The sequence below is a fragment of the Microbacterium sp. genome, from assembly GCF_011620715.1.
Classification (GTDB): Bacteria; Actinomycetota; Actinomycetes; order Actinomycetales; family Microbacteriaceae; genus Microbacterium.
Genome location: NZ_WOYP01000084.1, coordinates 129,937 through 152,787, shown reverse-complemented (window position 1 = coordinate 152,787; position 22,851 = coordinate 129,937). Strand labels below are relative to the sequence as shown.

The window sequence follows — 22,851 nt, the reverse complement described above, 5'->3', positions numbered from 1 at the left end:
ACCTGCGGCCTCCCGCTCCCAAAGCGGGCGCTCTACCAAGCTGAGCTACGCCCCGGGCAGGTGCGCACGTGAATTCGTGCTGATCGGCCCCGAGAAGTCTAGCCGACGGCCCTCTGAGCACAGGCATCGCTGCGTCATGCCATAGAATCGTGGATGCCGCGGCCTTGCGCTGCGGAGCACGATCGACCAGAACTCAAACGATCGGCCAGAACTGAACAGACACATCTCGGCGGATGCCCGCCGAGTGTGGGGCTGTAGCTTAGTGGTAAAGCCTCTGTCTTCCAAACAGATGATGCGAGTTCGATTCTCGTCAGCCCCTCCACATCACGACCGAACCCCACCTCACCCTTCGAGGGCGACGCCCTGGCCGCAAGCCCCGGCCACTATTGACACGACGCCACCGCCCGGCACTTTCCGGGCCATTGCGTAGTCCGGTGGGGAGAGAGCAGGCCGTGGTCAAGAACGCCGAGAAGGAGTCGTACCGCCATCGGGCGAGGATGACTCCGCGCAAGCCCGCGTCCGCCCTGGCCGAACGGTGGACGATGATCGACGGCGTCGACGTGTTCTACCGCGAATCCGCCAACCCTCCGGACGCGCGGGTCATGACGCACCTGCACGGATTCGGCCTGTCGGGCCGCTACCTGCTGCCGACCGCAGAGCTGCTGGCCGACGAGTTCCACACGTATGTGCCCGACCTGCCGGGGTTCGGCCGCAGCGGCAAAGCCGGCGCCGCACTCGACATCCCCGATCTCGCCCATGCGGCGGTGCGATTCCTCGACGAGCGCGGTGTCGAGAAGACCAGCGTGGTGGGCAACTCGATGGGCTGCCCGGTGATCGTCGAACTGGCGCATCGCTACCCCGAGCGCATCGAGCGCGCCGTGCTCGTCTCTCCCGCGGGAGGGATCCAGAACCAGCCGCTGCGGCGGGCGATCGGTCAACTCGCGAAGGACGGCGGGCGCGAGCCGCGCAAGATGATCACCGTCGCGACACCCGACTACCTGCGCTTCGGGGTTCCCAGCACCTTCAAGATGTTCAACGCACTCACGCAATACCCCTCGCTGCAGCGGCTTCTGGAGCTGAAGGTGCCCACTCTCGTCGTGATGGGGACGAAGGATCCGCTCATGCCCGGTCCTGAGCGCGTCAAGCAGGTCTTCGCGCAGGACCAGAACCATGTCCTGCTCGTGGTGCTCGACGGAGCCGCACATGCGATCAACTTCAGTCACCCGCGGGAGCTGGCCCACGTGATCCGTCGCTTCATGGACGACAAGCCGATCACGGATCTGCCGGGCTCCGCCGGTGCGCGCGTCTTCGAGAGCTTCCGAGGCGCCTATCACCCGGTTGCGGTCGACAGCTGAAGCACGCGAGCCCCCTACGCCGGGCGGGCACCCTCGTGCTCGACGACGTGCGCGCGGTACGCCAGGGCATTGCCGAGTATGCCGGCCCGCTCGTCTGCGGTGAGTTCGCGCCTGACCTTCGCCGGAACGCCCGCGACGAGCGACCCGGGCGGGATCACTGCCCCTTCCAGGACGACGGCGCCGCCCGCGATCAGGCAGCCCTCACCGATCACCGCCCCGCTCAGCACTACGGCGCCCATGCCGATGAGCGACCCGTCGCCGACCGTGCACCCGTGCACCACGGCGTTGTGGCCCACCGAGACGTTCTCGCCGATCAGGACGGGGCGCCCACTGTCGACATGGACCGACACGTTGTCCTGCAGGTTGCTGCCCGCCCCGACGGTGATCGTGTCGCCGTCGGCGCGGAGGACGGCGTTGTACCAGACGCTGGAGCCCTCGCCGAGGACCACTCCGCCGATCACCCGCGCTCCAGCGGCGACGAACGCGCTGGGGTCGAGGACCGGCGAGCGGCCGGCGGCGGACAGGACAGAGGCACCCGTGGCGATCGTCATGACCCGACCATACCGCGAGGCGCGACACGCCCGCGGGGTTACCCAGGAGCCACATCGCTGTAACGCATGCGGGTTGTCGTGGGCCACGTGAGCATCTCCGAGCACGTTGACCTCATTCGGGATATGACCGATGCCGCGCGGCGCACTATCGAGATCGCCCGGCGCTGCCGCGAACTCTCGGACGAGCTCGGCCGGGTGCTGGGACGAAGCGATCTGAACTGGTCACGCTGACCGCTACGGAGTGGACTGACCCAGCGCCGAGACGATCGCCGCGGTGTACCAGGGTGCCAGCGTGTCGGTGAATGTCACCGTGAGGTGATCCTGGTCGCGGTATACATTCGCGCCGCCCACGACCGGGGCGCAGAGGTCGGGGCCGCAGAAGACATCGGTGAAGTCGAGCAGGGTGGCCCCGGTCAGGCCGGATGCGGCATCCCTCAGTGGATCATCGGCGACGAGAAGCTCGGCCCGCAGCCCGTCGCACGCGCCCGACCCGCGGGTGCGCAGGCACTTGTTGGGGTCGGTCTCCCACACCGGATTATCCACGACCGTGATGACGGGGATGCCGCGATCGAGCACTTCGCTCCAGGCGTCGCGGTATCCGGCGACGGCGGCGTCATGCGCCGAGTCGTACCCGGCAGGCGAATAGGGCGTCGTGGAGATCGCCGCGGTGAAGACCGCGTCGAGGTCGGCGTCCGCCAGCGCGTCGCGCACACCGTCCCGCCATTCGGTGCACGCTGCGCCGAACTCCCCGGGAGTCGAGAGCGGTGTCGTGTTCCATGGGCACGCGCCTTTGAAGTACGTCGTGAGATGCCAGCCGTTCTCGTCTGCCATTCGCTGGAAGGTGGAAAGCAGCTGGTAGGCGTGGCTGTCGCCGATGAGCGCCACGCGCGGCGCGTCGGCGGAGCGCGATCCGAACTCGCACGAAACTGTCCGCGAGTCGTTCAACTGCACGAAGCACTGCTCGTCGCCGGGCCGATCCACGCCCGCGAAACCCGGTGCGGGCAGGATCGTGTCGCCGAAGTCGGTCCCGGCGCAGGCCTCGTCGAGCACGACGGCCGCGCCGAAGCAGTCCGGCGGGTTCTCACGCAGCTCCTGGATGGCACGAACGCCCTCCGTGTAGGCGGGGGCGTTGATGGCCCACGCGATGCCGGCGGTGCTGCCGACGACGACCATCGCCGCGAGCGACGACCAGAGCGTCACCCGGGCCGGCCGTGAGGTCAGCACCTTCCACCCGCGGACCGGGTCTTCGACGAACCGCTTCGTCAGCCACGCCAGCACGAAGCAGATTCCCAGCAGGGCGACACGATGGTAGATCGTGAGGCCCCAGAACGGAACCGACGGCGCGATGATGATGAGCGGCCAGTGCCAGAGGTACAGCGAGTACGAGATGTCGCCGATGAACTGCGCGGGGCGGACCGCGAGCAGGCGCGTCGGGTACCACCAGCGCTCGGTGTTCGATGCGGCGATCACTGCCGCCGCGGCGAGGGTGGGGATCGCGGCCATGTAGCCGGGGAACGGGGTCTGCCCGTCGAAGCGGAAGATCACGAACACCAGCACGACGACCCCGGCCCAGCCGAGCACGAAGCTGCCGACCGCGTTGCGGATCCTCAGTGCGGGAACGAGCGCCACCATGGCGCCCACCCCGAACTGCCACATGCGCCCGAACGTGACGAAGTACGCCGGCGCGGGATTGGTGATCGTGAAGATCACGCCGAAGAGGAATGATGCCGCGGTCACGATTCCGAGGGCGGTGATGACTGCCCGCCTCCGGCGGCCGCGGAACCACTTCACCGCGATCCATGCCGCGAGCAGCATGATGAGCGGCCACATGACGTAGAACTGCTCTTCGAGCGAGAGCGACCAGTAATGCTGCACCGTCGTGGGGTCGCCCGCGTGGTTGAGGTAGTCGGCGGAGTTGAGAGCGAGGTACCAGTTCTCGACGTAGAACGTCGACGCGAGGATCTCGCGCACTTCGTTGGGCAGCGCAGAGGTCGGGGTCAGGTATGGCGACATGGCGACCAGGGCGCAGAACAGCAGCACGAGCAGGGATGCCGGCAGCAGGCGTCGCGCGCGTCGCGCCCAGAACTGGCCGAGCCGCACGGTTCCGGTCGCCGTCAGTTCCCGCATCAGATGCGCAGTGATCAGGAAGCCTGAGATCACGAAGAAGATGTCGACCCCGACGTAGCCGCCCGAGAACCGTGCGGGCCAGAAGTGATAGAGCACGACCGCGAGCACGGCTATCGCGCGCAGTCCCTGAACGTGCGGAATGAACCGCGACGGCTCCGAATGCTCCGGCGAGCTGCTGATCGGCTCGCGCAGGACAGGGCGAGAAGGCTCGTTCAGGTGCTGCGGTCCGAGGTCGTGGTCGGCGGAGGGCACCCCTCGACGCTAGTCGGTGGGTCGCGGCATCCGAAGCCGACCCGTCGGCGGGTCGGGGCTGCGTCGTCGGGGCTGCGTCGTCGCGGCATGTCGATCGGCGGTGCTGACCCCCGCGTCAGATCAGGTGGGTGACGCGGCCGGCGAGGAGCGTCGCTGAGACCCTCATCGCCCGCAGCTCCGGTTCCGTGGCTGCGAGCGGGTCGCGCTCGCACAGCGCCAGATCGGCCCCGGCGCCGGGCTCGATGAGCGTGCCGGAGGTCGAACCGCCGTGGGTCGAAGCAGCCAGCGCGGTTGCAGCATCCACCCCCTGGTCGGGTCGCCAGGCCGGGCGGCCGTCGCGGGTGCGGAACACCGCTGCGGCCATCGCCGCCCAGGGATCGAGCGGCGAGACCGGGGCGTCAGAGCCGAAGAGCAGATTCGCGCCGGTGTCGGCGAGGCCGCGCAGCGGGTAGGGCAGCGCCGTCTGCTGCGCCCAGATCGTGTCGGTCAGGTCACGGTCATCGACCGCGTGCTCGGGCTGAACGCTCGCCCCGATGCCGAGACGGCCGAATCGCGGGATGTCGGCGTGCGCGACCAGCTGCGCATGCTCGATCGTGCCCACCGCGCCGGTGGTCGCGTACGCGTCGAGCGCGTAGGAGTTGGCGATGTCGCCGATCGCATGGATCGCGCACGCCAGCCCCCCGCCGGTCGCGGCGGTCATGAGCTCGAGCAGTGCCTCGGGAGCAACCGCGAGCACCCCGTGATCGCGCGGGTCACCCGGGTAGGCGTGCGAGCACGCGGCTGTCCGGGTGCCGAGCGAGCCGTCCGTGATGACCTTGAGCGATCCGACCCGCGCGAGAGACGATGCGGCACCGCGCGCGGCGTCGCCGGTGCGCAGACCCTCGACGATCGCCCGCTCGAGGAACTCCGGATAAATGCCGAACTCGACCTGCAGCGAGTCGAAGCCGCCGTTCAGCCGACGCTCCCACGCGCTCTCGTTCCACGCCATGTCGAGATCGACGAGTCCGACGACGCCGCGGGATGCCGCATCCCGCGCCATCTCAGCGACCAGCTGGTCACCCAGCACGGGGTCGACGTCATTGAGGCGTCGGGAGATCTCGAACGCCGGACCCTCGCGCAGGATGCCGATCCCGTCGGGCTCGTGACCCTCACGGCGCAGCGCGGACGTGTTCAGCCACACGCTGTGGACATCGGCACTGATCAGGTAGGTCGGCACGTCGCCGGTGGCGGCGTCGAGCACGGCGAGGCTCGGTGGGTCGCTCCACAGCGCATCGCGGAATCCGGTGCCCACGCGGCGGCCGTCGGCCAGCACTGGAGCCGCAGCCACGAGGCGCGCAGCGTGGGCGGCCGACTCGGCGCGCCCCAGCGCCTGGCGCTGGGCGATGAGCGCCCACTGCAAGACATGCACGTGGTGGTCCCAGAGACCCGGGATGAGCCATGCGCCGTCGGCATCGAGCACTTCACCGCGGGGGCGGAGGACGCCTGCCGGGGCGATGTCGGCGATGACTCCTCCGAAGAGGAAGACGTCGACCGGCCCCTCGGTCGGAAGCAGCTCACGCCCTGCGCCGCCGACCCGGGCGTTTGTGATCGTGCCGACGCGGTCCCCGATCACGGGCGCACCATAGCGTCGTGCGCCCGGCGCATCTCGGCAGCCAGGACCGGGTTGCCGTACGGGCCGTCGCCCGTCAACTCGGCGATCACGGTCTCCACCACCTCGGCGGTCTTGTTCTGGCTCAGCTTGCGCTTGGCCACCACGCGCGTCGGCGTGAGCCTGAATCCGACGGTGCCGCGCTCGAGCCGCTCGATGTAGGCCGGATCGTTCGGCCGCTCCCACATCAGGCGAGGATCCGGCATCCGGCCCTCGAAGCGCGCGACCAGCCGGTCCAGTACGGCGAGGTTCTCTGTGGGGGTGAGGACTTCGGGCACGCCGCTGAGATGGGCGGAGACGAAGTTCCACGTGGGCACGGCGGCCACATCGCCGTACCAGCCGGGCGAGATGTAGCCGTGCGGGCCCTGCACCACGACCAGCAGTTCCCGCTCCCCCAGGCCGTGGATCATGTCGTCGGGCTTGCCGACGTGTCCGACGATGGTGAGGTCGTCGCGGTCCTCATCCAGCAGCATGGCGTAGTGCGAGGCGACGAGGCCGTCCGGCGTGTGGCTGACGAGGGTCATCCAGGGGTTGTCGTCGATCAGGCGACGTAACTCCGCCGCATCCGTCATCGCGAAGCTCGGGTTCTGGCGCATGGTTCCAGCCTACGAGAGCGTCATGCCTGGCACTTCGGGCACCAGTAGAGCATGCGGGCGGCCATCTCCTCGGCCGCGATCACCGTGCCGCAGACGCGACAGGGAAGCCCGGCGCGGTGATACACCCAGTGGCGGTCATCACGGCTGGCCATGGCGGCCCGATAGGCGGCAGGATCCAGGTCGTCCATCGTCATCATCTGACCGGTCTCGACTCCGATCGCGAGCAGTTTGACCCAATCACGCCAGAGCGCGCGCACGATCTCATCGCTCACCTCGCGGCCCGGTGTGTGCGGGTTCTGGCGCGCTCGAAACAGCAGTTCGGCGCGGTACACGTTGCCGATTCCACTGACGACGCTCTGATCCATCAGGAGCTGGCCGATCGGCGTCGGCTTGCGCCGCACCACCGCGGTGAACTGCTCCTCGCCCTCCGTGATGTCATCCACGAGCGGGTCAGGGCCGAGCTTCGCGATCGTCGCAGCGACCTCGTCGGGCGTCTGCAGCTCGCACGCCGTCGGACCTCGCAGATCCGCACAGGTGACCTCCGTGAGCAGGCGCAGCCGGACCTGCCCGACGACGGGTGGCGGCCAGCCCCCATCCTCGTCCGCGAGTCTGGTGGTCTGCTCGGACATGCGCACGCGGGCGCGGCGAGGTGCCCCGATCGAGGTCACCGAGTTCTCGCCGGCCGTGTCGAGGATGGGCACCTCGAGCTCGGCGCCGCGCTGATCGGTCTGGCCCTCCCCGTGCCCACTCCGCTCGCCGCTGTCGCGGCGGGCGGAGCCTCGGGGCGCGTGGGCCCGGCGGCCGTTGGCGGAGGCGATCGTCGGATCGACCATGACCTCGCCCGCGAAGTCCCATGCGCCGTACATCCCGAGGTGCACACGCAGCCACAGGTCGTCGTCGAACTCGAGGAACATCTGCTTGCCGACGGCACGCACCGCGGTCGCCGTGCGGCCGGAGATGACCCGCGCGCCCTCGGCGAAACGACCCTGCGGACTGGATGCCGCCACTTGACGACCGACGAAGTTGCGGTCGAACTGGCGGGCGATCCGATGGACGGAATGGCCCTCCGGCATCAGCCGGCTTCGGGGTCGAACGAGCTGTCCTCGGCCGCCAGGACGTCGGGCCGGCCCGAGGTCGAACGCGGGACGGGCTCGAGCGCGCCGTCATCTTCGAACGCCGCGATCTGCCCGATCCGGCGGACGTGCCGCTCCTCGCCCGAGAACGGGGTGGCGATGAACAGATCGATGAACGAAGCGGCCTCCTCGAACGTGTGCTGGCGCGCGCCGATCGCGATCACGTTCGCGTCGTTGTGCTCGCGCGCCAGCTCGGCCGTCGCCACGCTCCATACCAGCGCCGCCCTGATGCCGCGCACTTTGTTCGCGGCGATCTGCTCGCCGTTGCCCGAACCGCCGAAGACCACGCCCAGCGTCTCGATGCCCGCGTTCTGGTCAGCCGCGACCGCCTGAGCGGCGCGGATGCAGAACGCCGGGTAGTCATCGAGCGGCTCGTAGTCCACCGGTCCGTGATCGACGACATCGTGGCCCTGGCCGGCGAGGTGATGCTGCAACCGCGTGGAGAACTCGAGGCCGGCGTGGTCGGTCGCGATGTGGATGCGCATGCCCATCAGTCTATTGAGCATGGCCGTCTATCGAGCGTGGCCGTGCCGTCTATCGAGCGTGGCCGTGCCGGGGTTCAGCGAGCCAGTTCACGACGCGATATGATGGATCCATCATGTCGATAACCGTGGGTCAGCGTCCGCTCTACGAGGTGAAGGCGGGGCTGTTCAAAGGACTGTCGCACCCGCTGCGCATCCGCATCCTCGAACTGCTCTCCACGACGCCGGAGCGGTCGGTCGCCGACCTGCAGTCCGAGACGGAACTCGAGGCATCACACCTCTCCCAGCACCTCGCGGTGCTGCGACGCAACCGGCTCGTCGAGTCCGATCGTCGCGGCAGCAGCGTCTACTACCGGCTCGCCTACCCGGAGGTGGCCGAGTTGCTCACGATCGCCCGCCGTCTGCTGCTGCAGATCGTGACCACCGACGGAGAACGTGTGGCGGATGCCGCATCCCTCCCCGCCCTCGGTCCGAGCGCGTGAGCCGGGCGGGGAGCTACGTCCGCGCCCTCCTGCCCACCGGTCGGGACTACCGATCGATCGGCCGGACGTGGCGCGGAGACCTGCTGGCGGGGCTCACCGTCGGGATCGTCGCGCTGCCGCTCGCCCTCGGATTCGGCATCGCCTCCGGGGCGGGCGCGGCAGCCGGGCTGATCACCGCGATCGTCGCCGGAGTGATCGCTGCGGTGTTCGGCGGGTCGAACGTGCAGGTGTCGGGGCCGACCGGCGCGATGGTCGTCGTTCTCGCCCCGATCGTCGCCGCGCACGGCATGGCCGCCGTAGCCGTGGTGAGCGTGCTCGCGGGGATCATGGTGGTCATCGCCGGGGCCGCACGACTCGGGCGAGCAGTGTCGTTCATTCCATGGCCCGTGATCGAGGGGTTCACGCTCGGCATCGCGGTCATCATCTTCCTGCAGCAGGTGCCCGCACTCACCGGAGCCGATGCCGGCAGCATCCTGCACACCAACGTCGTGGTGACCGCGCTGTCGTCGCTCGCCGCGGCGGACCCGATCTATCTCGTCTGGTCGCTCGGCGCGGTGGCGATCGTCGCGGCCTGCATGTATCTGCTGCCGCTCGTGCACCGCTCGATCCCAGGATCGCTGGTGGGCATCGTCTTGGTCACGGTGCTGACGCTGGTGCTGCCGTCGCCGCTCGCCGTGATCGGCGCGCTGCCGACCGCTCTGCCCGCCATCGGGCTGCCCTCGTTCTCGCTCGAGACCCTGTCACAGCTCCTCCTGCCCGCGGTCGCCGTCGCGGCGCTCGCGGCGATCGAGTCGCTGCTGTCGGCGCGCGTCGCGGCCTCGCTCGCCGATACCGGACCGTATGACCCCGACCGCGAGCTGGTCGGGCAGGGACTCGCCTCGATCGGCGCCGGACTCTTCGGAGGCATGCCGGCGACGGGGGCGATCGCCCGTACGGCGGTGAATGTCCGTGCAGGGGCCAAGACGAGGGTCGCGGCGATCTTCCACGCGCTCGTGCTGCTGCTGGTGGTGCTGGTGGCGGCGGGGCCGGTCGGTGCGATCCCCCTCGCGGCACTGTCGGGCGTGCTCATGGTCACCGCAGTGCGCATGGTGCATCTCGCGACCGCGCGGTCGATCCTGCGTTCCACCAGGGCGGACGCGATCGCCTACGTCGTGACCGCGGTCGTCACGGTCTCGGTCGACCTGATCGTGGCGGTGGTCATCGGCATGGCGGTGGCCGGACTCTTCGCGATCCGAGGTCTCTCGCGGGCCACGGGCGTGCACCGCGAACCGATCGAGGGTGTCCCGGAGCCGGGCGATGATCGCATCGCGGTGATCCGCCTGGACGGACCGCTGTTCTTCGCGGCCGCGGACCGGGTGCTCGAGACCGTCACGTCGCTGCACGGGGTGACCGTGGTGATCCTGCGGATGTCTCAGCTGGAACTGGTCGACGCAACCGGTGCGCACGTGCTGTCCGAGATCGTCCAGCAGCTGGAACGACGCGGAGTGACCGTGCTCATCAAGGGCGTGCGCGAAGGTCATGTCGAACTCTTCAGGACGGTGGGGGTGCTCAGCTCGCTCCGCCACAGCAAACACCTCTTCGACGAGCTGGCTCCTGCTGTCGCCCATGCGCGCAGCCACGTCGCGCGGGCCGGCGACGGCACCTGACGGTGCCGGGTCCCCCGCGCGAGCCTGACGTAGGCTGGGGAGGTTGTCAGCGTCGGCCACCCGCCGGCCTCGCGACATCCGAACCCCCTACACGACCCCGTAGAACCTGGGAGCAGCAGTGCCTGGAGAGAACCTCACCCGCATCGAGGCGCAGGAGCGCCGCGCGATCGTCGACACCCACTCGTACGAAGTCAGTCTCGACCTGACGAGGGGTGCCGAGATCTTCGGATCCCGCACCGTCGCGCGCTTCTCCGCCACCGCGGGCGCGGACACCTTCATCGACCTGATCGCCCGCGATGTGCAGGCGATCACGCTGAACGGACGCGATGTTCCCGTCACAGCGTTCGCCGACTCGCGGATCGCCCTGCGGGGTCTGCAGAGCGAGAACGAGCTGATCGTCGAGGCGGACTGCCTGTACACGAACACCGGCGAGGGCCTGCACCGGTTCGTCGACCCCGTCGACGGCGAGGTCTACCTGTACTCGCAGTTCGAGGTTCCCGACTCCCGACGCGTGTTCGCCGTGTTCGAGCAGCCCGACCTCAAGGCCACATTCCAGTTCATCGTCACCGCGCCCGAGCCGTGGAAGGTCGTCTCGAACTCCCCTGCGCCCGACCCCGAGAAGCACGGCGACGGGCGCGCCACCTGGCGCTTCGAGCCGACGCCGCCGATCTCGTCGTACATCACGGCGATCATCGCCGGTCCGTACGAAGAAGTCTTCTCCGAGCTGACCAGTGCATCCGGACGCGTCGTCCCGCTGGGCGTCTACGGTCGCAAGAGCCTGTGGCGGCACCTCGACGCCGACTACATCTTCGACAAGACGCGTGAGGGCTTCGCGTACTACGAGGAGAAGTTCGACTACCCGTACCCCTTCGCCAAGTACGACCAGCTGTTCGTCCCCGAGTTCAACGCGGGCGCGATGGAGAACGCGGGCGCGGTCACCTTCACCGAGACGTACGTGTTCCGGTCGAAGGTGACGGATGCTGTCAAGGAGCGGCGCGTCGTCACGATCCTGCACGAGCTCGCGCACATGTGGTTCGGCGATCTCGTCACGATGAAGTGGTGGAACGGCCTCTGGCTGAATGAGTCCTTCGCCGAGTGGGCCTCCACGATCGCGACGGCCGAAGCCACCGAGTGGACCGAGGCGTGGACGACGTTCAACGCGATGGAGAAGACCTGGGCCTACCGTCAGGACCAGCTCCCGTCGACTCACCCCGTCGTCGCCGAGATCAACGACCTCGAAGATGTCCAGGTGAACTTCGACGGCATCACGTACGCCAAGGGCGGGTCCGTTCTCAAGCAGCTCGCGGCCTGGGTCGGCATCGAGGCCTTCTTCGCCGGCGTCGCCGAATACTTCAGGAAGAACGAGTGGGGCAACACCGAGCTGTCGGATCTGCTCTCGGAGCTGGAGAAGACAAGCGGCCGCGAGCTGGCCACCTGGTCGAAGAAGTGGCTCGAGACCGCGGGCGTCAACACCCTGGCGCCGGTGATCGATGAGGACGCGACCGGCACGATCACACGGTTCGCGATCACGCAGACCGCCCCCGCCGACTACCCGACGATCCGCCCGCATCGGCTGGGCGTCGGGTTCTACGACGTGACCGACGGTGCGCTCGCGCGGGTGCACCGCGTCGAGCTCGACGTGGACGGCGACCGCACCGAGGTGCCCGGGCTGAAGGGGCACAAGCGCCCCGATCTGATCCTCCTCAACGACGAAGACCTCGCGTACGCGAAGATCCGTCTCGACGCCCGATCGCTGAAGACGGCTGTAGAGCACCTCGGCGACATCGCCGACCCCCTGGCGCGTTCGCTCGTGTGGGGTGCCGCATGGGATCAGACGAGGGATGCCGAATCCTCACCGAGCGATTACGTCGACCTCGTGCTGCGCAACATCGGCCGCGAGACCGAGTCCACGACCGTGCGGACGACCTTGGCGCAGCTGCAGCTCGCGGCCAATTCGTACGTGGCCCCGGAGAAGCGCGAAGCGACCCGCGCGAAGGTGGCTGACGGTCTGTGGGCTCTCGCGCAGGCGGCCGAGGCCGGCAGCGACAGTCAGCTGCAGTTCGTCACGGCGTTCGCGACCGCGGCGTCGAGACCCGCGCACTGGTCGACGCTGCGGTCGCTGCGCGACGGTGCGACGGCCCTCGACGGTCTGGAGATCGACACCGACATGGCGTGGCAGCTGCTGATCTCGCTCGCCGCCGGCGGGGTGGCCGACGCGAAGGAGATCGAGGACGCACTCGCGGCGGACAACACCGCCAAGGGCGGCGAGTTCGCCGCGCAGGCCAAGGCCTCGATTCCGAACACGGCGTCGAAGCTGGCAGCCTGGGACTCGCTCATCGAGCGCGACGATCAGCCGAACACGATCGTCCGTTCCACGGCACTGGGGTTCCAGCATCCGGCCACCGTCGCGCAGCTGTCTGAATTCGTGAAGCCGTACTTCGACATGCTCCTCCCGATCTGGAATTCGCGTTCCTATCAGATCGCGCAATACCTCATCGTCGGGCTGTACCCCGCGCCGCTGGCGAATCTCGAGCTGCGCGACGCAACCCGTGCCTGGCTCAGTGCCAACGCGCAGGCGGCACCCGCGCTGCGCCGCCTGGTCGAGGAGAACCTCGCCGGCGTCGAGCGCGCGCTGGCCGTGCAGGACCGCGACGCATCGTAGTCGCCGATCGGATGCCCCGGACCGCGTCTCGCTGTGACCGGGGCATCCGCATCCCATCTCGCACACAGCTCTCGCAGCGGGCGGCGCAACTAGGATCGATCCGATGGACAGCCTCATCCTCGAAAACGCCGCTCCGGCTCCGACGCTGTGGGAGCAGTTCCTGAACGTCCTCGGCGATATCGGACTCATGGTGGCGAGCGCCGCCGGGATCGTGCTCGGCGCGTTCCTGCTGGCCTGGATCCTGAAGATCGTCATTCGGCGGGTCGTCAAGCGCATCGTCAACGGCGCGAAGAACAAGGCCAACGTCGACGACACCCAGGCGCTGGAACGCTCGCCGCTCGCGTCGATCCGCCTCGTGCAGCGGACCCGGACGCTGGGCTCGATCCTGCAGAACATCGTCAACGTGTCGATCGTGATCATCGCGCTGCTGCTCGTCGTCAATCTGCTGGCGCCGAGCGCACTGGCCTCACTGACTCTGCTCACCGCGGCGATCGGCGCCGGCCTCGGATTCGGCGCGCAGAACATCGTCAAGGATGTCCTGAACGGCATCTTCATCGTCGCCGAGGATCAGGTCGGGATCGGAGACGTGGTCGACCTGGGACTGGCGACCGGAATCGTCGAGTATGTGAGCGTGCGCATCACGACCGTCCGTGACGTCAACGGCACGCTCTGGTACGTCCGCAACGGCGAGATCACCCGAATCGGCAACATGTCGATGGGATGGTCGCGGGTGATCGTGGATCTGGCCCTCCCCGTGGATACCGACATCGGTGTCGTCGAGAACGCCATGCTCGAGACCATGAATGACCTCGCGAAGGACCCGAAGTGGCGCACCCGGATCATCGACAAGCCCGAGGTGTGGGGTCTCGAGTCGGTCTCCGGCGATGCACTGGTCATCCGGCTCGTCATGAAGACGCGCGCCAACGCCAAGGACGACGTCGGACGCGAACTGCGCATGCGCGTCCTGAACGCCGTGAACGTGCTGGGTCTGGAGCTCCCCCAGCTCAACTCGATCGTGCTCAGCGGGCTGGAGGGCGCCCAGCGGGTGCGCGGCGCCAACCCGCCCAAGACGAAGCCCACGACGGTCACCCAGCCTCCCCCGCCGCCCGAGCGCCCCGTGTGGCGGCCGAAGAAGACCCCGCAGAGCCCGCCCGAGACGCCCGAGGGGTCGGCATGAGCATCCCCTTCTACGACGAGGTAGGCGGTCACGAGACGTTCGTCCGCCTCGTCGACGCTTTCTACCGTGGAGTCGCGGACGACGAGGTGCTGCGGCCGATGTACCCGGAAGCGGATCTCGCCCCGGCCAAGGAGCGCCTCACACTGTTTCTCGAGCAGTACTGGGGAGGCCCGGGCACCTACAGCCAGCAGCGCGGACACCCGCGCCTGCGGATGCGGCACGCGGGGTTTCATGTGGACCCCGACGCCCGTGACCGCTGGCTCGCCCACATGCGCACCGCGGTGGACGAGCTCGAACTCCCGCCGCTGCACGAGGCGACGCTGTGGGACTACCTGCAGCGCGCCGCGTTCGCGATGGTGAACACGTTCGAGCCCTCCGGTATCGGCCCGTCCGCGGACGGGCGCGGAGCGGCATCCCTCCCGGTATCGTCGAGTCCTCCTCCGAACGCCGTTCCGCCGCCGTCCGCCCCGCACTGATCGCCGGAGGATGCCGACGAAGGGTAGCCTTTTCCGCACCGCCGACCGCGGAATCCACGGCTGTCCCGTCATCGGTTGGGGACTGGCAGCGCTCGTCGCCGCCACGGAAGCGGTCACCCGCCCGGTGGCCGTTCAGCCCTGGGGGCGTCCGGTCGCGCGCACCGGCGTCAGCCCGACGCCGGTCTGCCGACGCGTGAGCACATCCCCGCGGGCCAGCGAGACCCGGGTCCACGGTCCGTTCGTGCGCACCGCGGCGACCTCTTCGCCTGCGATGAAGCCCAGGGTGACGGCGGTGAAGGCGACACCCAGCGGCACCCCCGCCAGCTCATCGTCCGGCCGGCCCCAGATATCGCCGCGCACGGCGCGCACCACCTCTTCGCCCGCGTCTCGGGGCACGGCCTCAGCTACCGCAGCAATCCCCCACCGGGCGCGCGCGGCGAGCACCGACGCGGCAAGCTCGGCCCGCGGCATCCACGCCCCACGCGGTGCCGAAACGCCCGCCCACGCCGCCGTGAGCCCGATCGGCGGCAGCAGGATCGCGGCGGGGTTCGAGGCATCCCGAGCGAGCTCCCCCGCGCGCACGACGATGTCGCACACGAGCTCGGGGTCCACCGCGAGCGTGCGCATGCCGAGGATCGTGGGCGTCTCATCGAGAAGCCCACGCGGCACCAGCGACGGCGTCGACATCGCGAGCACGCCCCCCGCCGCCTGCAGGCGCACGGCGTCTTCAGTGAGCCGCGCGGCGCGGCCGGCGAACGTGAGCGCATCGGCGGCCGAGTCGCTGTCGACGAAGAGAAGGCGCTCTGACATCCCGCCTAAACTACCAAGTACCGGCACAGCGGTAGGCGCCGACGGATGACAGGAGACGCCGTGAACGATCTCGACGGCCCGCGCACCGGTGGCGACGAAGCCTCTGAAGACCCGATCGCGTCGCTGCTGGCGGTGCTCGAGCTCTCGGACTCCGCGGCGCGTACCAACGAAGACATCTTCACCGGCGTCTCTCAATGGATGCCGCTCGGCCGCGTGTACGGCGGCCAGGTGCTCGCGCAGTCGCTGATCGCGGCGGCGCGCACTCTGCCCGATGCGCGCACGGTGCACTCGATGCACGGGTACTTCCTCCGCCCGGGAGATTCGACCCAGGGGATCACCTTCGCTGTCGACCGGATCCACGACGGCCGCTCGTTCTCCACCCGCCGCACCCAGGCGTATCAGCAGGGCGTACCGATCTTCTCGATGATCGCCTCCTTCCAAGACGAGGAACCGGGTCTCGAACACCAGGAGGCGATGCCCGACGGTGTTCCCGAGCCGGATGACCTGCCCGACGTCGAAGATCACCTCAAGGGCGTGCACCCGCTGACCAAGCGCTTCTTCACCGATCGCCCGGTCGACCTGCGCCACATCCCTTCGCCGATCTATCTCACCGTCGACGGTGAGCGGATGCCGCGGCAGGCCGTGTGGATGCGCACACGGCGTGCCCTCCCCGACGATCCGCGGATGCACCGTGCGGCGCTGGCGTATATGAGCGACCTGACGATCCAGGAGTCGGTGCTGCGCGCCCACGGCGTCGGATGGGCGACTCGCGGCCTCAAAGTCGCGAGCCTCGACCACGGCATGTGGTGGCACCGATTCGGGCGGGTCGATGAGTGGATGCTCTACGTGCAGGAGTCTCCGAGCGCGCGCGGCGGCCGCGGACTGTCGACGGGGCGCATCTATGCCCGCGACGGCCGGCTGCTCGCCTCGGTCTCACAGGAGATCACGGTGCGTCTGCCGGTGGCGAAGGCCACGTAGCCCGGGCTAGCGCCGGTGCGTGTAGATCAGGGGCTCGCCCAGGTAGGGCTCCCACGCCGCGCGCTCCTCGGCGGACAGCCGCATCGGGCGGCCGGTCGCGGCATCCACCTTAACGCTCACCGTGGTCGCTCGGGCGTAGACCACCTGGGAGCCGACCTGGTCAGCGGTCTGGCGCGGTCCGCACACCTCGTAGCAGACCTCCATGCTGGAGCCGCCGAGCGCCCCGAACCACAGCTGCACATCGAGCGGGAACCGCTGGTACGGCACAGGGGCGAGGTACTCGACCTCCTGCCGGGCGATCAGGCTCAGGATGCCGCTGCCCTGGCTCGAATCCATGACCGCGGTCGTGGGGGCGTGCTCGCCGGGGAGCGGCTGCCGGAACGCGCGCACGCGTGCCTCCTCGAGCAGCTGGAGCATCGCCGTGTTGTTGACATGGTTGAACGCGTCGAGATCCCCCCAGCGGAGGTGGATGGGGATGTGAAGCCGCATGGCGCTCCGTTCAGTCGCTGAGTCGCACGGCCGGTCAGTCGCGCGTGAGCTTGCGATACGTCGAGCGGTGCGGGTTGGCAGCATCGGCGCCCAGACGCTCGATCTTGTTCTCCTCGTACGCCTCGAAATTGCCCTCGAACCAGTACCACTTGTCGGGCTCCTCTTCAGTGCCTTCATACGCGAGGATGTGCGTCGCGATGCGGTCGAGGAACCACCTGTCGTGAGTGATGACCACGGCGCAGCCGGGGAATTCGAGCAGGGCGTTCTCGAGGCTTCCGAGGGTCTCGACATCGAGGTCGTTGGTCGGCTCGTCGAGGAGGAGCAGGTTGCCGCCCTGCTTGAGCGTGAGTGCGAGGTTCAGCCGGTTGCGCTCACCGCCGGAGAGCACTCCTGCCTTCTTCTGCTGGTCGGGCCCCTTGAACCCGAACTGGGAGACGTAGGCGCGCGAGGGGATCTCGACCTTGCCGACCTGGATCCAGTCCAGGCCGTCGCTGACGACCTCCCACAGCGACTTGTTGGGGTCGATGCCGCCGCGGCTCTGGTCGACGTACGAGATCTCGACCGTCTCACCGACCTTCAGCTCGCCGCCGTCGAGTGGCTCGAGACCGACGATCGTCTTGAAGAGCGTGGTCTTGCCTACGCCGTTCGGGCCGATGATGCCGACGATGCCGTTGCGAGGAAGGCTGAAGCTCAGGCCGTCGATCAGGCTCCGGCCGTCGAAGCCCTTCTGCAGCTTCTTCGCCTCGAGCACCACCTGGCCCAGGCGCGGCCCGGGCGGGATGACGATCTCATCGAAGTCCAACTTGCGAGTGCGGTCGGCCTCGGCCGCCATCTCCTCGTAGCGTGCGAGACGGGACTTCGACTTGGTCTGGCGGCCCTTCGCGTTGCTGCGCACCCATTCGAGCTCGCCGGCCAAGCGCTTGGCGAGCTTCGCGTCCTTCTTGCCCTGCACCTGGAGCCGCTCCTGCTTCTTCTCGAGGTAGGTCGAGTAGTTGCCTTCATACGGATAGAGCCGACCGCGGTCGACCTCGCAGATCCACTCCGCGACGTGGTCGAGAAAGTACCTGTCGTGTGTCACGGCGAGCACGGCGCCAGGGTATTTCGCGAGGTGCTGCTCCAGCCACTGCACGCTCTCGGCGTCGAGGTGGTTGGTGGGCTCGTCCAGCAGCAGCAGGTCGGGCTTCTGCAGCAGCAGCTTGCACAGGGCGACGCGGCGCTTCTCGCCGCCGGACAGGTTGCTGACGATGGCCTCGGACGGCGGCGTGCGCAGTGCGTCCATGGCCTGCTCGAGCTGGGAGTCGAGATCCCATGCGTCAGCGGCGTCGATGGCTTCCTGCAGGGTGCCCATCTCCGCCAGCAGCGTGTCGAAGTCGGCATCCGGGTCGGCCATCAACCCGGAGATCTCGTTGAACCGATCGAGCTTCTGCATGATCGGACCGACACCCTGCTGCACGTTCTCCAGCACCGTCTTGTCTTCGTCGAGCTCGGGCTCCTGCATCAGGATGCCGACGCTGTAGCCGGGGCTGAGCTTGGCCTCGCCGTTGCTCGGGGTGTCGATACCCGCCATGATCTTGAGGATCGTGGACTTTCCCGCCCCGTTGGGGCCGACGACGCCGATCTTCGCTCCAGGCAGGAACGCCATCGTGACGTCGTCGAGGATCACCTTGTCGCCGACAGCTTTGCGGGCACGGACCATCGAATAGATGTATTCAGCCATAACCCGACCAGTCTACGGGCCGACCGGCGGCGGCTTTCGCCGTCCCGGCGCCGGCGCGGGGCGGCTCACCAGTCGATCGCGCGAGTATCGCCGACCAGGCACGTGTCTTCGTCGATGACCGGCACGACCGCCGTGACGGGCGCCCCGGTCGCGGGTCCGACCTGTCCCACGAGGCATTCGCCGCCCCAGCGCACGGAGAACTGGATGCTCTCGGCCGCATTGCCGACGGTGCTCTGGTCGGGGGTGAGCTGCATTGCTGCCTTGTCGAATCCGGCAGCGACCAGCGAGTCGACGTACGCCTGACCGATGACCTGCTGCGGTGTCTCCCACACCGCGGCCACCACCGCGGAGAAGACGGGCAGATTGTCCTGAGCCGTGCCGTCGGGCACGAGCACCGGCCCCGTCGCCACGGACGGCGACGGCGACGCAGTGGCAATCTGAGTCACAGCGCTGCTCGCGGTCGGCGACGCGCCGGTCTCGACTTGCGCCGCTGTGCAGCCGGTCAGTGCGAGCGCGAGGCCGATACCGATACCGATACCGGCGAGGCGCAGCCCGATCGGGACCGGGCGGCGGCGCTCAGAGTGGCGGGACACCATACCAGTCTAAAGTGCGCCACCCCGGGCGCCTGCCGTGCCGTTTCAGAACGGCGCCTCCACTCCCGCGAGAGTGAGCGGCCGCGGTTCGGGTTCGGTCGTGGAGTCCGGCCATCCGCTCGTCGCCGTTTCCTGATGAGCACCGGCATCGTCCCCGCGGTCTACGCCGGGGCTCGCCCAGCCGCCGTCCGCAGCATCGCCCGGTGCCCAGGAATCGGTGGACGCCGACGACGAGCTGATGGCGGCCGCGTCATCGGATCGGAAGGTCGTCGTCCCGAAGAGCAGGTCGTGTCCGATCGCGTCGATGTCGATGTCGACGGATGTGCCCCGCTTCTCTCCGGTATCCCAGTTGCGTACGCGGAGCCGACCGGTCAGCACCACGCGTTCGCGCCGGTGCACCGACTCGAACACATGCTCAGCGAGCCGACGGTAGGCCGAGGCCGTGTACCAGTTGGTCTCGCCGTCGACCCACGTTCCCGTTGCGCGGTCGAAGCGGCGCTCCTTGCTCGCCACCCGGAACGTCGTGATCGGCACGCCGTTGCGCACCTTCTTCTCCGGGTCTGTGCCGACGGTGCCGACGATCGTGATCGTGTCATTCATCTCGCATCCTCTCTGCCCGAGGACGGTCCCCGGGGTCGCGCCGGTGCCCGAGTGCCCGTCGGACACCGGCGCCCCCTCAGATTGGCTCCGCAGCGCCTCCGCGGCAGGTCCTCTCCTCCGCTCTGCGGAAAACCCCGAGTGTGCGAGCAGCTGGGGAGGAGTGGATGATCCCGTCCGCAATGTCGGGGGGAGAACCTATCTTCGAATCGGAAGGGAACGCTCATGACACTCACACTGCAGACTTCGCTCTGCGCACTGCCCCCGTCCACGCGCGCGGCGAACGTCCGCCTCGTCGCGGCGGGCCCGCTGCTCTGGCGGATCGTCGATCGCGTCGGCCGGGTGATCGGTCACCTGCAGGCGGTGCGGAATGGTTCCGAAATCCGGTATCGGGCACGCAGATTCCATGCGCCGAGCCGCGCGTTCCACGATCTCGGTGAGTTCTGGTCGGTCGACGACGCCGTCGAGTGCGTGGTGTTCACGCGCTGATCAGCAGCGACGCGCTGTGCGCTCAGACGACGGAGTCGAACTGCTCCGTCACCGAGACCGGCGCGCCCTGCAGTACTCGCGGCCACGCCTCGGCCAGCGTGCTGACCGCGCGGGCGAGTTCTTCGGGTGCCGCCGTGAACGGAATGCGCAGATGCCGGTCGTGACCACCTTCGACCGAGAACCGCGGACCCGCCGACAGCAGCAGGCCGCGAGAGCGGACATCCATCACGAGCGCCGAGCTCAGTGGCGCGTCGAGCCCGATCCACAGCGACACTCCGCCGTGCACGGTGGGGACCCGCCACTCCGGCAGCAGGCGTGCGATCTCCGCGATGGCGGCATCCCGACCCGCGCGCAGCACGTGCGAACGCTGCACGACGACGGCCGCGTACTGCGGGAACACCGCCGCGGCCACGGCCTGCTCGAATTCGGGTGTGCCCAGATCGTGCGCGGGGCGGGCCGCGACGAGACGTCGCACCAGGTCGGACTCCGCGCGGATCCAGCCGACGCGCAGTCCACCCCAGACCGTCTTGCCGAGGGATCCCACCCTCACGACGAGCGCGGGATCACCATCCATGAAGCCCGAGCGGACGGGCCCCCGGTCGATGTCGAGATCGGCGGTCGTCTCGTCGAGCACCAGGATCGTCCCCGATCGCTCCGCCGCACCCAGAATGGCGGCGCGTTCCAGGGCGGTCATCGAGCGACCGGTCGGGTTCTGGAAGTCCGGCATGAGGTAGGCGAGCACCGGCAGCGTGCGCGCGAAGGCCTGCTCGGCGCGATCCAGGTCCCAACCGTGCTCGGTCGTCACCGGCACGCCGACCAGGCGCGCATCGGCGCGCCGGAGCGCATCCGCGGCGTGCGGGTAGGTCGGCGTCTCGATGAGAACCCGATCTCCGCGGCCCAGCAGCACGGCGGCGAGCAGATGGATCGCGCTCTGCGCGCCGGTGGTGACCACGATCTCGTTCGGCGATGTCGGGATGCCGCGTTGCGAGTACCGTGCGGCGATCGCCTCGCGCAGCTCGATCCGCCCGAGCACGTCATAGCCGGTGCGCGAGACGATCGTCGATGCCGACAGGGCCACGTCCGAGATGAGCCCGGCCAGACCGGGCCAGGCTGGAGGACTGGCCTGCTGCAGATCGATCGCGCCCTCACTGGTCGACGCACGCCCCGGATCCCTACGCCGAAGGGGCAGCGTCACGCTGCCGGATCCGCGGGTGCTCGCGATGTGACCCGAGTCCCGAAGGCTGCGGTACGCGGCCGCCACCGTGCTGCGGCTCACCTCCAGCGCCGCGGAGAGTTCGCGTTCCGCAGGAAGGGCGGTGCGCGGCGCCACCCGATTGTCCAGACACAGCAGGCGGATGCCGTCCGCCAGCGCCTCGTAAGCGGGTTCGCGTGTGCGCCAGCCGCCGAGGGCGGCGCACAGGGCACGGGCCGATATCCGGGAGTCCATGAAGCCAGAATACTTGAATTGGACTGCATGACGCGATCCAATTATTCGATTGGATGGTTACATGGTTCGTCGCTTGCTGCAGCTCCTCATCGGACTCGTCCTCTACGGCGCCGGCTGCGCCCTCACCGTGGAAGCGGGCCTCGGCGTCGACCCATGGACCGTCTTCGCGCAGGGCCTGTCGGTCCACACCGGCATCGGCATCGGCTGGGTGACGAACATCGTCGGCTTCCTCGTGCTCCTGCTGTGGATCCCGCTGCATCAGAAGCCGGGCATCGGAACCGTTGCCAACATCCTGCTGGTCGGGACGAGCATGCAGGTGGTGCTCTGGCTGATGGCCCCGGTCACCGGTCTCACCCTTCAGATCGGCGTGCTGCTGGGCGGCATCCTTCTGGTCGCGGTGGCCTCAGGACTCTACATCGGCGCACGCTTCGGCCCGGGACCGCGGGATGGACTCATGACGGGGCTGCACGCGCGCCTGGGCTGGCCGATCTGGGTGTGCCGGGCTCTTGTCGAGGTGACCGTGCTCGCGCTCGGGTGGCTGCTGGGCGGAACCGTGGGAATCGGCACGGTGCTTTTCGCCGCCCTCATCGGACCACTCGTGCACATCGCACTGCCGCTGCTCGACACGGCACGTCCGATCAGTACGCGGGTGCGGGTCGAGTCGACCCCCACGGGCCCTGTGGGCTGACCGTCTCAGTGCTCGCGGAACTCCGGCCAGTCGCTGCCGGGGATCATGCGCGCGTGCAGAGCGCTCTTCGCGATCTCCATCGAAGGGTAAGTCCCCGCGGAGGCATCGGCTCCCGCCATGGTCACCGTGTATCCGTCGTCGTCCTTGCGGATGCTGCCGACCACCCCGGATTGCCCGTAAGCCACCCAGAGGGTGTGATGCGCATCAGTCGTGCTCATCATCGAATCCTTCCGTCGGTTCGACGTTACGCCCGCTGACCGCAACCTGCCAGACTCTTTCGGGCGGATCCCCGTGTGCATGCATGGCTCACGTGCATCCGCCCCCGGGTCGCCGGTACCGTAGACGGGTCACCCCCCGTAGCTCAGTGGAAGAGCGTCCGGTTTCTACCCGGCTGGTCGGGAGTTCGAATCTCTCCGGGGGGGCCACCCGCCGACGAGACCCGCTGCGAGGACGGCC

Annotated in this window: 23 protein-coding genes and 2 tRNA genes; 12 read left to right on the top strand and 13 right to left on the bottom strand. The window is 68.7% G+C overall.

The window, feature by feature from the left end; translation table 11 throughout:
- Positions 1-248: 248 nt before the first annotated feature.
- Positions 249-322: transfer RNA gene (locus QZV84_RS09005), tRNA-Gly, on the top strand.
- A gap of 112 nt (positions 323-434) precedes the next feature.
- Positions 435-1,355 carry an alpha/beta hydrolase gene (locus tag QZV84_RS09000; RefSeq protein WP_292828498.1) on the top strand — a complete coding sequence of 307 codons (921 nt, stop codon included), beginning with the start codon at positions 435-437 and terminating at the stop codon, positions 1,353-1,355.
- A gap of 14 nt (positions 1,356-1,369) precedes the next feature.
- Here the strand turns inward: QZV84_RS09000 and QZV84_RS08995 are convergent, their stop codons facing one another.
- Positions 1,370-1,906, bottom strand: a complete 537-nt coding sequence (locus QZV84_RS08995) for a gamma carbonic anhydrase family protein (RefSeq protein ID WP_292828495.1) — start codon at positions 1,904-1,906, stop codon at positions 1,370-1,372.
- 87 nt (positions 1,907-1,993) lie between these two features.
- Between QZV84_RS08995 and QZV84_RS08990 the strand changes: the two genes are divergently transcribed.
- A complete protein-coding gene (locus QZV84_RS08990) occupies positions 1,994-2,137 on the top strand; it encodes a hypothetical protein (protein ID WP_292828492.1) in 144 nt (47 codons plus the stop codon).
- A 3-nt stretch (positions 2,138-2,140) separates the two neighbouring features.
- On the opposite strand, the gene QZV84_RS08985 is transcribed toward QZV84_RS08990, so the two are convergent.
- The 5 genes from QZV84_RS08985 to QZV84_RS08965 all read right to left on the bottom strand — a co-directional run bounded on the left by QZV84_RS08985 (position 2,141) and on the right by QZV84_RS08965 (position 8,147).
- Positions 2,141-4,285 carry an acyltransferase family protein gene (locus QZV84_RS08985; protein ID WP_292828489.1) on the bottom strand — a complete coding sequence of 715 codons (2,145 nt, stop codon included), beginning with the start codon at positions 4,283-4,285 and terminating at the stop codon, positions 2,141-2,143.
- Positions 4,286-4,400: 115 nt separating this feature from the next.
- Positions 4,401-5,897, bottom strand: coding sequence for an amidohydrolase family protein (locus QZV84_RS08980; RefSeq protein WP_292828486.1), 1,497 nt, complete (start codon positions 5,895-5,897; stop codon positions 4,401-4,403).
- Positions 5,894-6,529, bottom strand: a complete 636-nt coding sequence (locus tag QZV84_RS08975) for an FMN-binding negative transcriptional regulator (RefSeq protein ID WP_292828483.1) — start codon at positions 6,527-6,529, stop codon at positions 5,894-5,896. The genes QZV84_RS08980 and QZV84_RS08975 overlap by 4 nt, the downstream gene beginning before the upstream one ends.
- Before the next feature lie 20 nt (positions 6,530-6,549).
- Entirely contained in the window at positions 6,550-7,602 is a 1,053-nt protein-coding gene (locus QZV84_RS08970; protein ID WP_292828479.1) for a DNA-formamidopyrimidine glycosylase family protein, read from the bottom strand.
- A complete protein-coding gene (locus QZV84_RS08965; protein ID WP_292828477.1) occupies positions 7,602-8,147 on the bottom strand; it encodes a ribose-5-phosphate isomerase in 546 nt (181 codons plus the stop codon). Before QZV84_RS08965 ends, QZV84_RS08970 begins: the two co-directional genes overlap by 1 nt.
- Positions 8,148-8,260: 113 nt before the next feature.
- On the opposite strand from QZV84_RS08965, the gene QZV84_RS08960 reads away from it, so the two are divergent.
- The 5 genes from QZV84_RS08960 (at position 8,261) to QZV84_RS08940 (ending at position 14,587) form a co-directional block, all read left to right on the top strand.
- Entirely contained in the window at positions 8,261-8,626 is a 366-nt protein-coding gene (locus tag QZV84_RS08960) for a metalloregulator ArsR/SmtB family transcription factor (RefSeq protein ID WP_292828474.1), read from the top strand.
- Positions 8,623-10,272 (top strand): SulP family inorganic anion transporter, encoded by a 1,650-nt coding sequence (locus QZV84_RS08955; protein WP_292828471.1) that lies wholly within the window; start codon positions 8,623-8,625, stop codon positions 10,270-10,272. The genes QZV84_RS08960 and QZV84_RS08955 overlap by 4 nt, the downstream gene beginning before the upstream one ends.
- 118 nt (positions 10,273-10,390) lie before the next feature.
- Entirely contained in the window at positions 10,391-12,934 is a 2,544-nt protein-coding gene (gene pepN, locus QZV84_RS08950; protein WP_292828467.1) for an aminopeptidase N, read from the top strand.
- 187 nt (positions 12,935-13,121) lie between these two features.
- Entirely contained in the window at positions 13,122-14,111 is a 990-nt protein-coding gene (locus QZV84_RS08945) for a mechanosensitive ion channel domain-containing protein (protein WP_292828540.1), read from the top strand.
- Positions 14,108-14,587: a globin gene (locus QZV84_RS08940; protein ID WP_292828464.1), complete on the top strand. Its 480-nt coding sequence runs from the start codon at positions 14,108-14,110 to the stop codon at positions 14,585-14,587. The genes QZV84_RS08945 and QZV84_RS08940 overlap by 4 nt, the downstream gene beginning before the upstream one ends.
- 132 nt (positions 14,588-14,719) lie before the next feature.
- Here the strand turns inward: QZV84_RS08940 and QZV84_RS08935 are convergent, their stop codons facing one another.
- Complete coding sequence (locus QZV84_RS08935) at positions 14,720-15,397, bottom strand: hypothetical protein (protein ID WP_292828461.1); 678 nt, start codon at positions 15,395-15,397, stop codon at positions 14,720-14,722.
- 45 nt (positions 15,398-15,442) lie between these two features.
- Here QZV84_RS08935 and QZV84_RS08930 point away from each other — a divergent pair, with 45 nt between their 5' ends.
- Complete coding sequence (locus QZV84_RS08930; protein ID WP_292828458.1) at positions 15,443-16,375, top strand: acyl-CoA thioesterase II; 933 nt, start codon at positions 15,443-15,445, stop codon at positions 16,373-16,375.
- Between the two features lie 6 nt (positions 16,376-16,381).
- On the opposite strand, the gene QZV84_RS08925 is transcribed toward QZV84_RS08930, so the two are convergent.
- The 4 genes from QZV84_RS08925 to ssb form a co-directional block, all read right to left on the bottom strand.
- Complete coding sequence (locus tag QZV84_RS08925) at positions 16,382-16,864, bottom strand: thioesterase family protein (protein ID WP_292828455.1); 483 nt, start codon at positions 16,862-16,864, stop codon at positions 16,382-16,384.
- Between the two features lie 34 nt (positions 16,865-16,898).
- Positions 16,899-18,581, bottom strand: coding sequence for an energy-dependent translational throttle protein EttA (gene ettA, locus QZV84_RS08920; RefSeq protein WP_292828452.1), 1,683 nt, complete (start codon positions 18,579-18,581; stop codon positions 16,899-16,901).
- A gap of 65 nt (positions 18,582-18,646) precedes the next feature.
- Entirely contained in the window at positions 18,647-19,174 is a 528-nt protein-coding gene (locus QZV84_RS08915) for a hypothetical protein (RefSeq protein ID WP_292828449.1), read from the bottom strand.
- A gap of 45 nt (positions 19,175-19,219) precedes the next feature.
- Complete coding sequence (gene ssb / locus QZV84_RS08910) at positions 19,220-19,774, bottom strand: single-stranded DNA-binding protein (RefSeq protein ID WP_292828446.1); 555 nt, start codon at positions 19,772-19,774, stop codon at positions 19,220-19,222.
- Between the two features lie 222 nt (positions 19,775-19,996).
- Here ssb and QZV84_RS08905 point away from each other — a divergent pair, with 222 nt between their 5' ends.
- Entirely contained in the window at positions 19,997-20,260 is a 264-nt protein-coding gene (locus QZV84_RS08905) for a hypothetical protein (RefSeq protein WP_292828443.1), read from the top strand.
- Positions 20,261-20,282: 22 nt separating this feature from the next.
- Here QZV84_RS08905 and QZV84_RS08900 read toward each other — a convergent pair whose 3' ends face one another.
- The gene (locus QZV84_RS08900) at positions 20,283-21,707 is read right to left on the bottom strand and encodes a PLP-dependent aminotransferase family protein (protein WP_292828440.1); all 1,425 of its coding nucleotides are present in this window, start codon (positions 21,705-21,707) and stop codon (positions 20,283-20,285) included.
- A gap of 61 nt (positions 21,708-21,768) precedes the next feature.
- Here QZV84_RS08900 and QZV84_RS08895 point away from each other — a divergent pair, with 61 nt between their 5' ends.
- Positions 21,769-22,395: a hypothetical protein gene (locus QZV84_RS08895; protein ID WP_292828437.1), complete on the top strand. Its 627-nt coding sequence runs from the start codon at positions 21,769-21,771 to the stop codon at positions 22,393-22,395.
- A gap of 5 nt (positions 22,396-22,400) precedes the next feature.
- Here the strand turns inward: QZV84_RS08895 and QZV84_RS08890 are convergent, their stop codons facing one another.
- Positions 22,401-22,613 (bottom strand): methyltransferase, encoded by a 213-nt coding sequence (locus tag QZV84_RS08890; protein ID WP_292828434.1) that lies wholly within the window; start codon positions 22,611-22,613, stop codon positions 22,401-22,403.
- A gap of 132 nt (positions 22,614-22,745) precedes the next feature.
- Between QZV84_RS08890 and QZV84_RS08885 the strand changes: the two genes are divergently transcribed.
- A tRNA-Arg gene (locus tag QZV84_RS08885) sits at positions 22,746-22,820 on the top strand.
- Positions 22,821-22,851: the final 31 nt, after the last annotated feature.

Excerpts from the sequence above, each read along its gene's own strand:
- QZV84_RS08960 (WP_292828474.1), top strand. The coding sequence starts at position 8,261 with ATGTCGATAACCGTGGGTCAGCGTCCGCTCTACGAGGTGAAGGCGGGG.
- QZV84_RS08970 (WP_292828479.1), bottom strand. The coding sequence starts at position 7,602 with ATGCCGGAGGGCCATTCCGTCCATCGGATCGCCCGCCAGTTCGACCGC.
- QZV84_RS08995 (WP_292828495.1), bottom strand. The coding sequence starts at position 1,906 with ATGACGATCGCCACGGGTGCCTCTGTCCTGTCCGCCGCCGGCCGCTCG.
- QZV84_RS08895 (WP_292828437.1), top strand. The coding sequence starts at position 21,769 with ATGGTTCGTCGCTTGCTGCAGCTCCTCATCGGACTCGTCCTCTACGGC.
- ettA (WP_292828452.1), bottom strand. The coding sequence starts at position 18,581 with ATGGCTGAATACATCTATTCGATGGTCCGTGCCCGCAAAGCTGTCGGC.
- QZV84_RS08935 (WP_292828461.1), bottom strand. The coding sequence starts at position 15,397 with ATGTCAGAGCGCCTTCTCTTCGTCGACAGCGACTCGGCCGCCGATGCG.
- QZV84_RS08945 (WP_292828540.1), top strand. The coding sequence starts at position 13,122 with ATGGTGGCGAGCGCCGCCGGGATCGTGCTCGGCGCGTTCCTGCTGGCC.
- QZV84_RS08900 (WP_292828440.1), bottom strand. The coding sequence starts at position 21,707 with ATGGACTCCCGGATATCGGCCCGTGCCCTGTGCGCCGCCCTCGGCGGC.
- QZV84_RS08965 (WP_292828477.1), bottom strand. The coding sequence starts at position 8,147 with ATGCGCATCCACATCGCGACCGACCACGCCGGCCTCGAGTTCTCCACG.
- ssb (WP_292828446.1), bottom strand. The coding sequence starts at position 19,774 with ATGAATGACACGATCACGATCGTCGGCACCGTCGGCACAGACCCGGAG.
- QZV84_RS08905 (WP_292828443.1), top strand. The coding sequence starts at position 19,997 with ATGACACTCACACTGCAGACTTCGCTCTGCGCACTGCCCCCGTCCACG.
- QZV84_RS08975 (WP_292828483.1), bottom strand. The coding sequence starts at position 6,529 with ATGCGCCAGAACCCGAGCTTCGCGATGACGGATGCGGCGGAGTTACGT.
- QZV84_RS08890 (WP_292828434.1), bottom strand. The coding sequence starts at position 22,613 with ATGAGCACGACTGATGCGCATCACACCCTCTGGGTGGCTTACGGGCAA.
- QZV84_RS08925 (WP_292828455.1), bottom strand. The coding sequence starts at position 16,864 with ATGCGGCTTCACATCCCCATCCACCTCCGCTGGGGGGATCTCGACGCG.
- QZV84_RS08930 (WP_292828458.1), top strand. The coding sequence starts at position 15,443 with ATGACAGGAGACGCCGTGAACGATCTCGACGGCCCGCGCACCGGTGGC.
- QZV84_RS08940 (WP_292828464.1), top strand. The coding sequence starts at position 14,108 with ATGAGCATCCCCTTCTACGACGAGGTAGGCGGTCACGAGACGTTCGTC.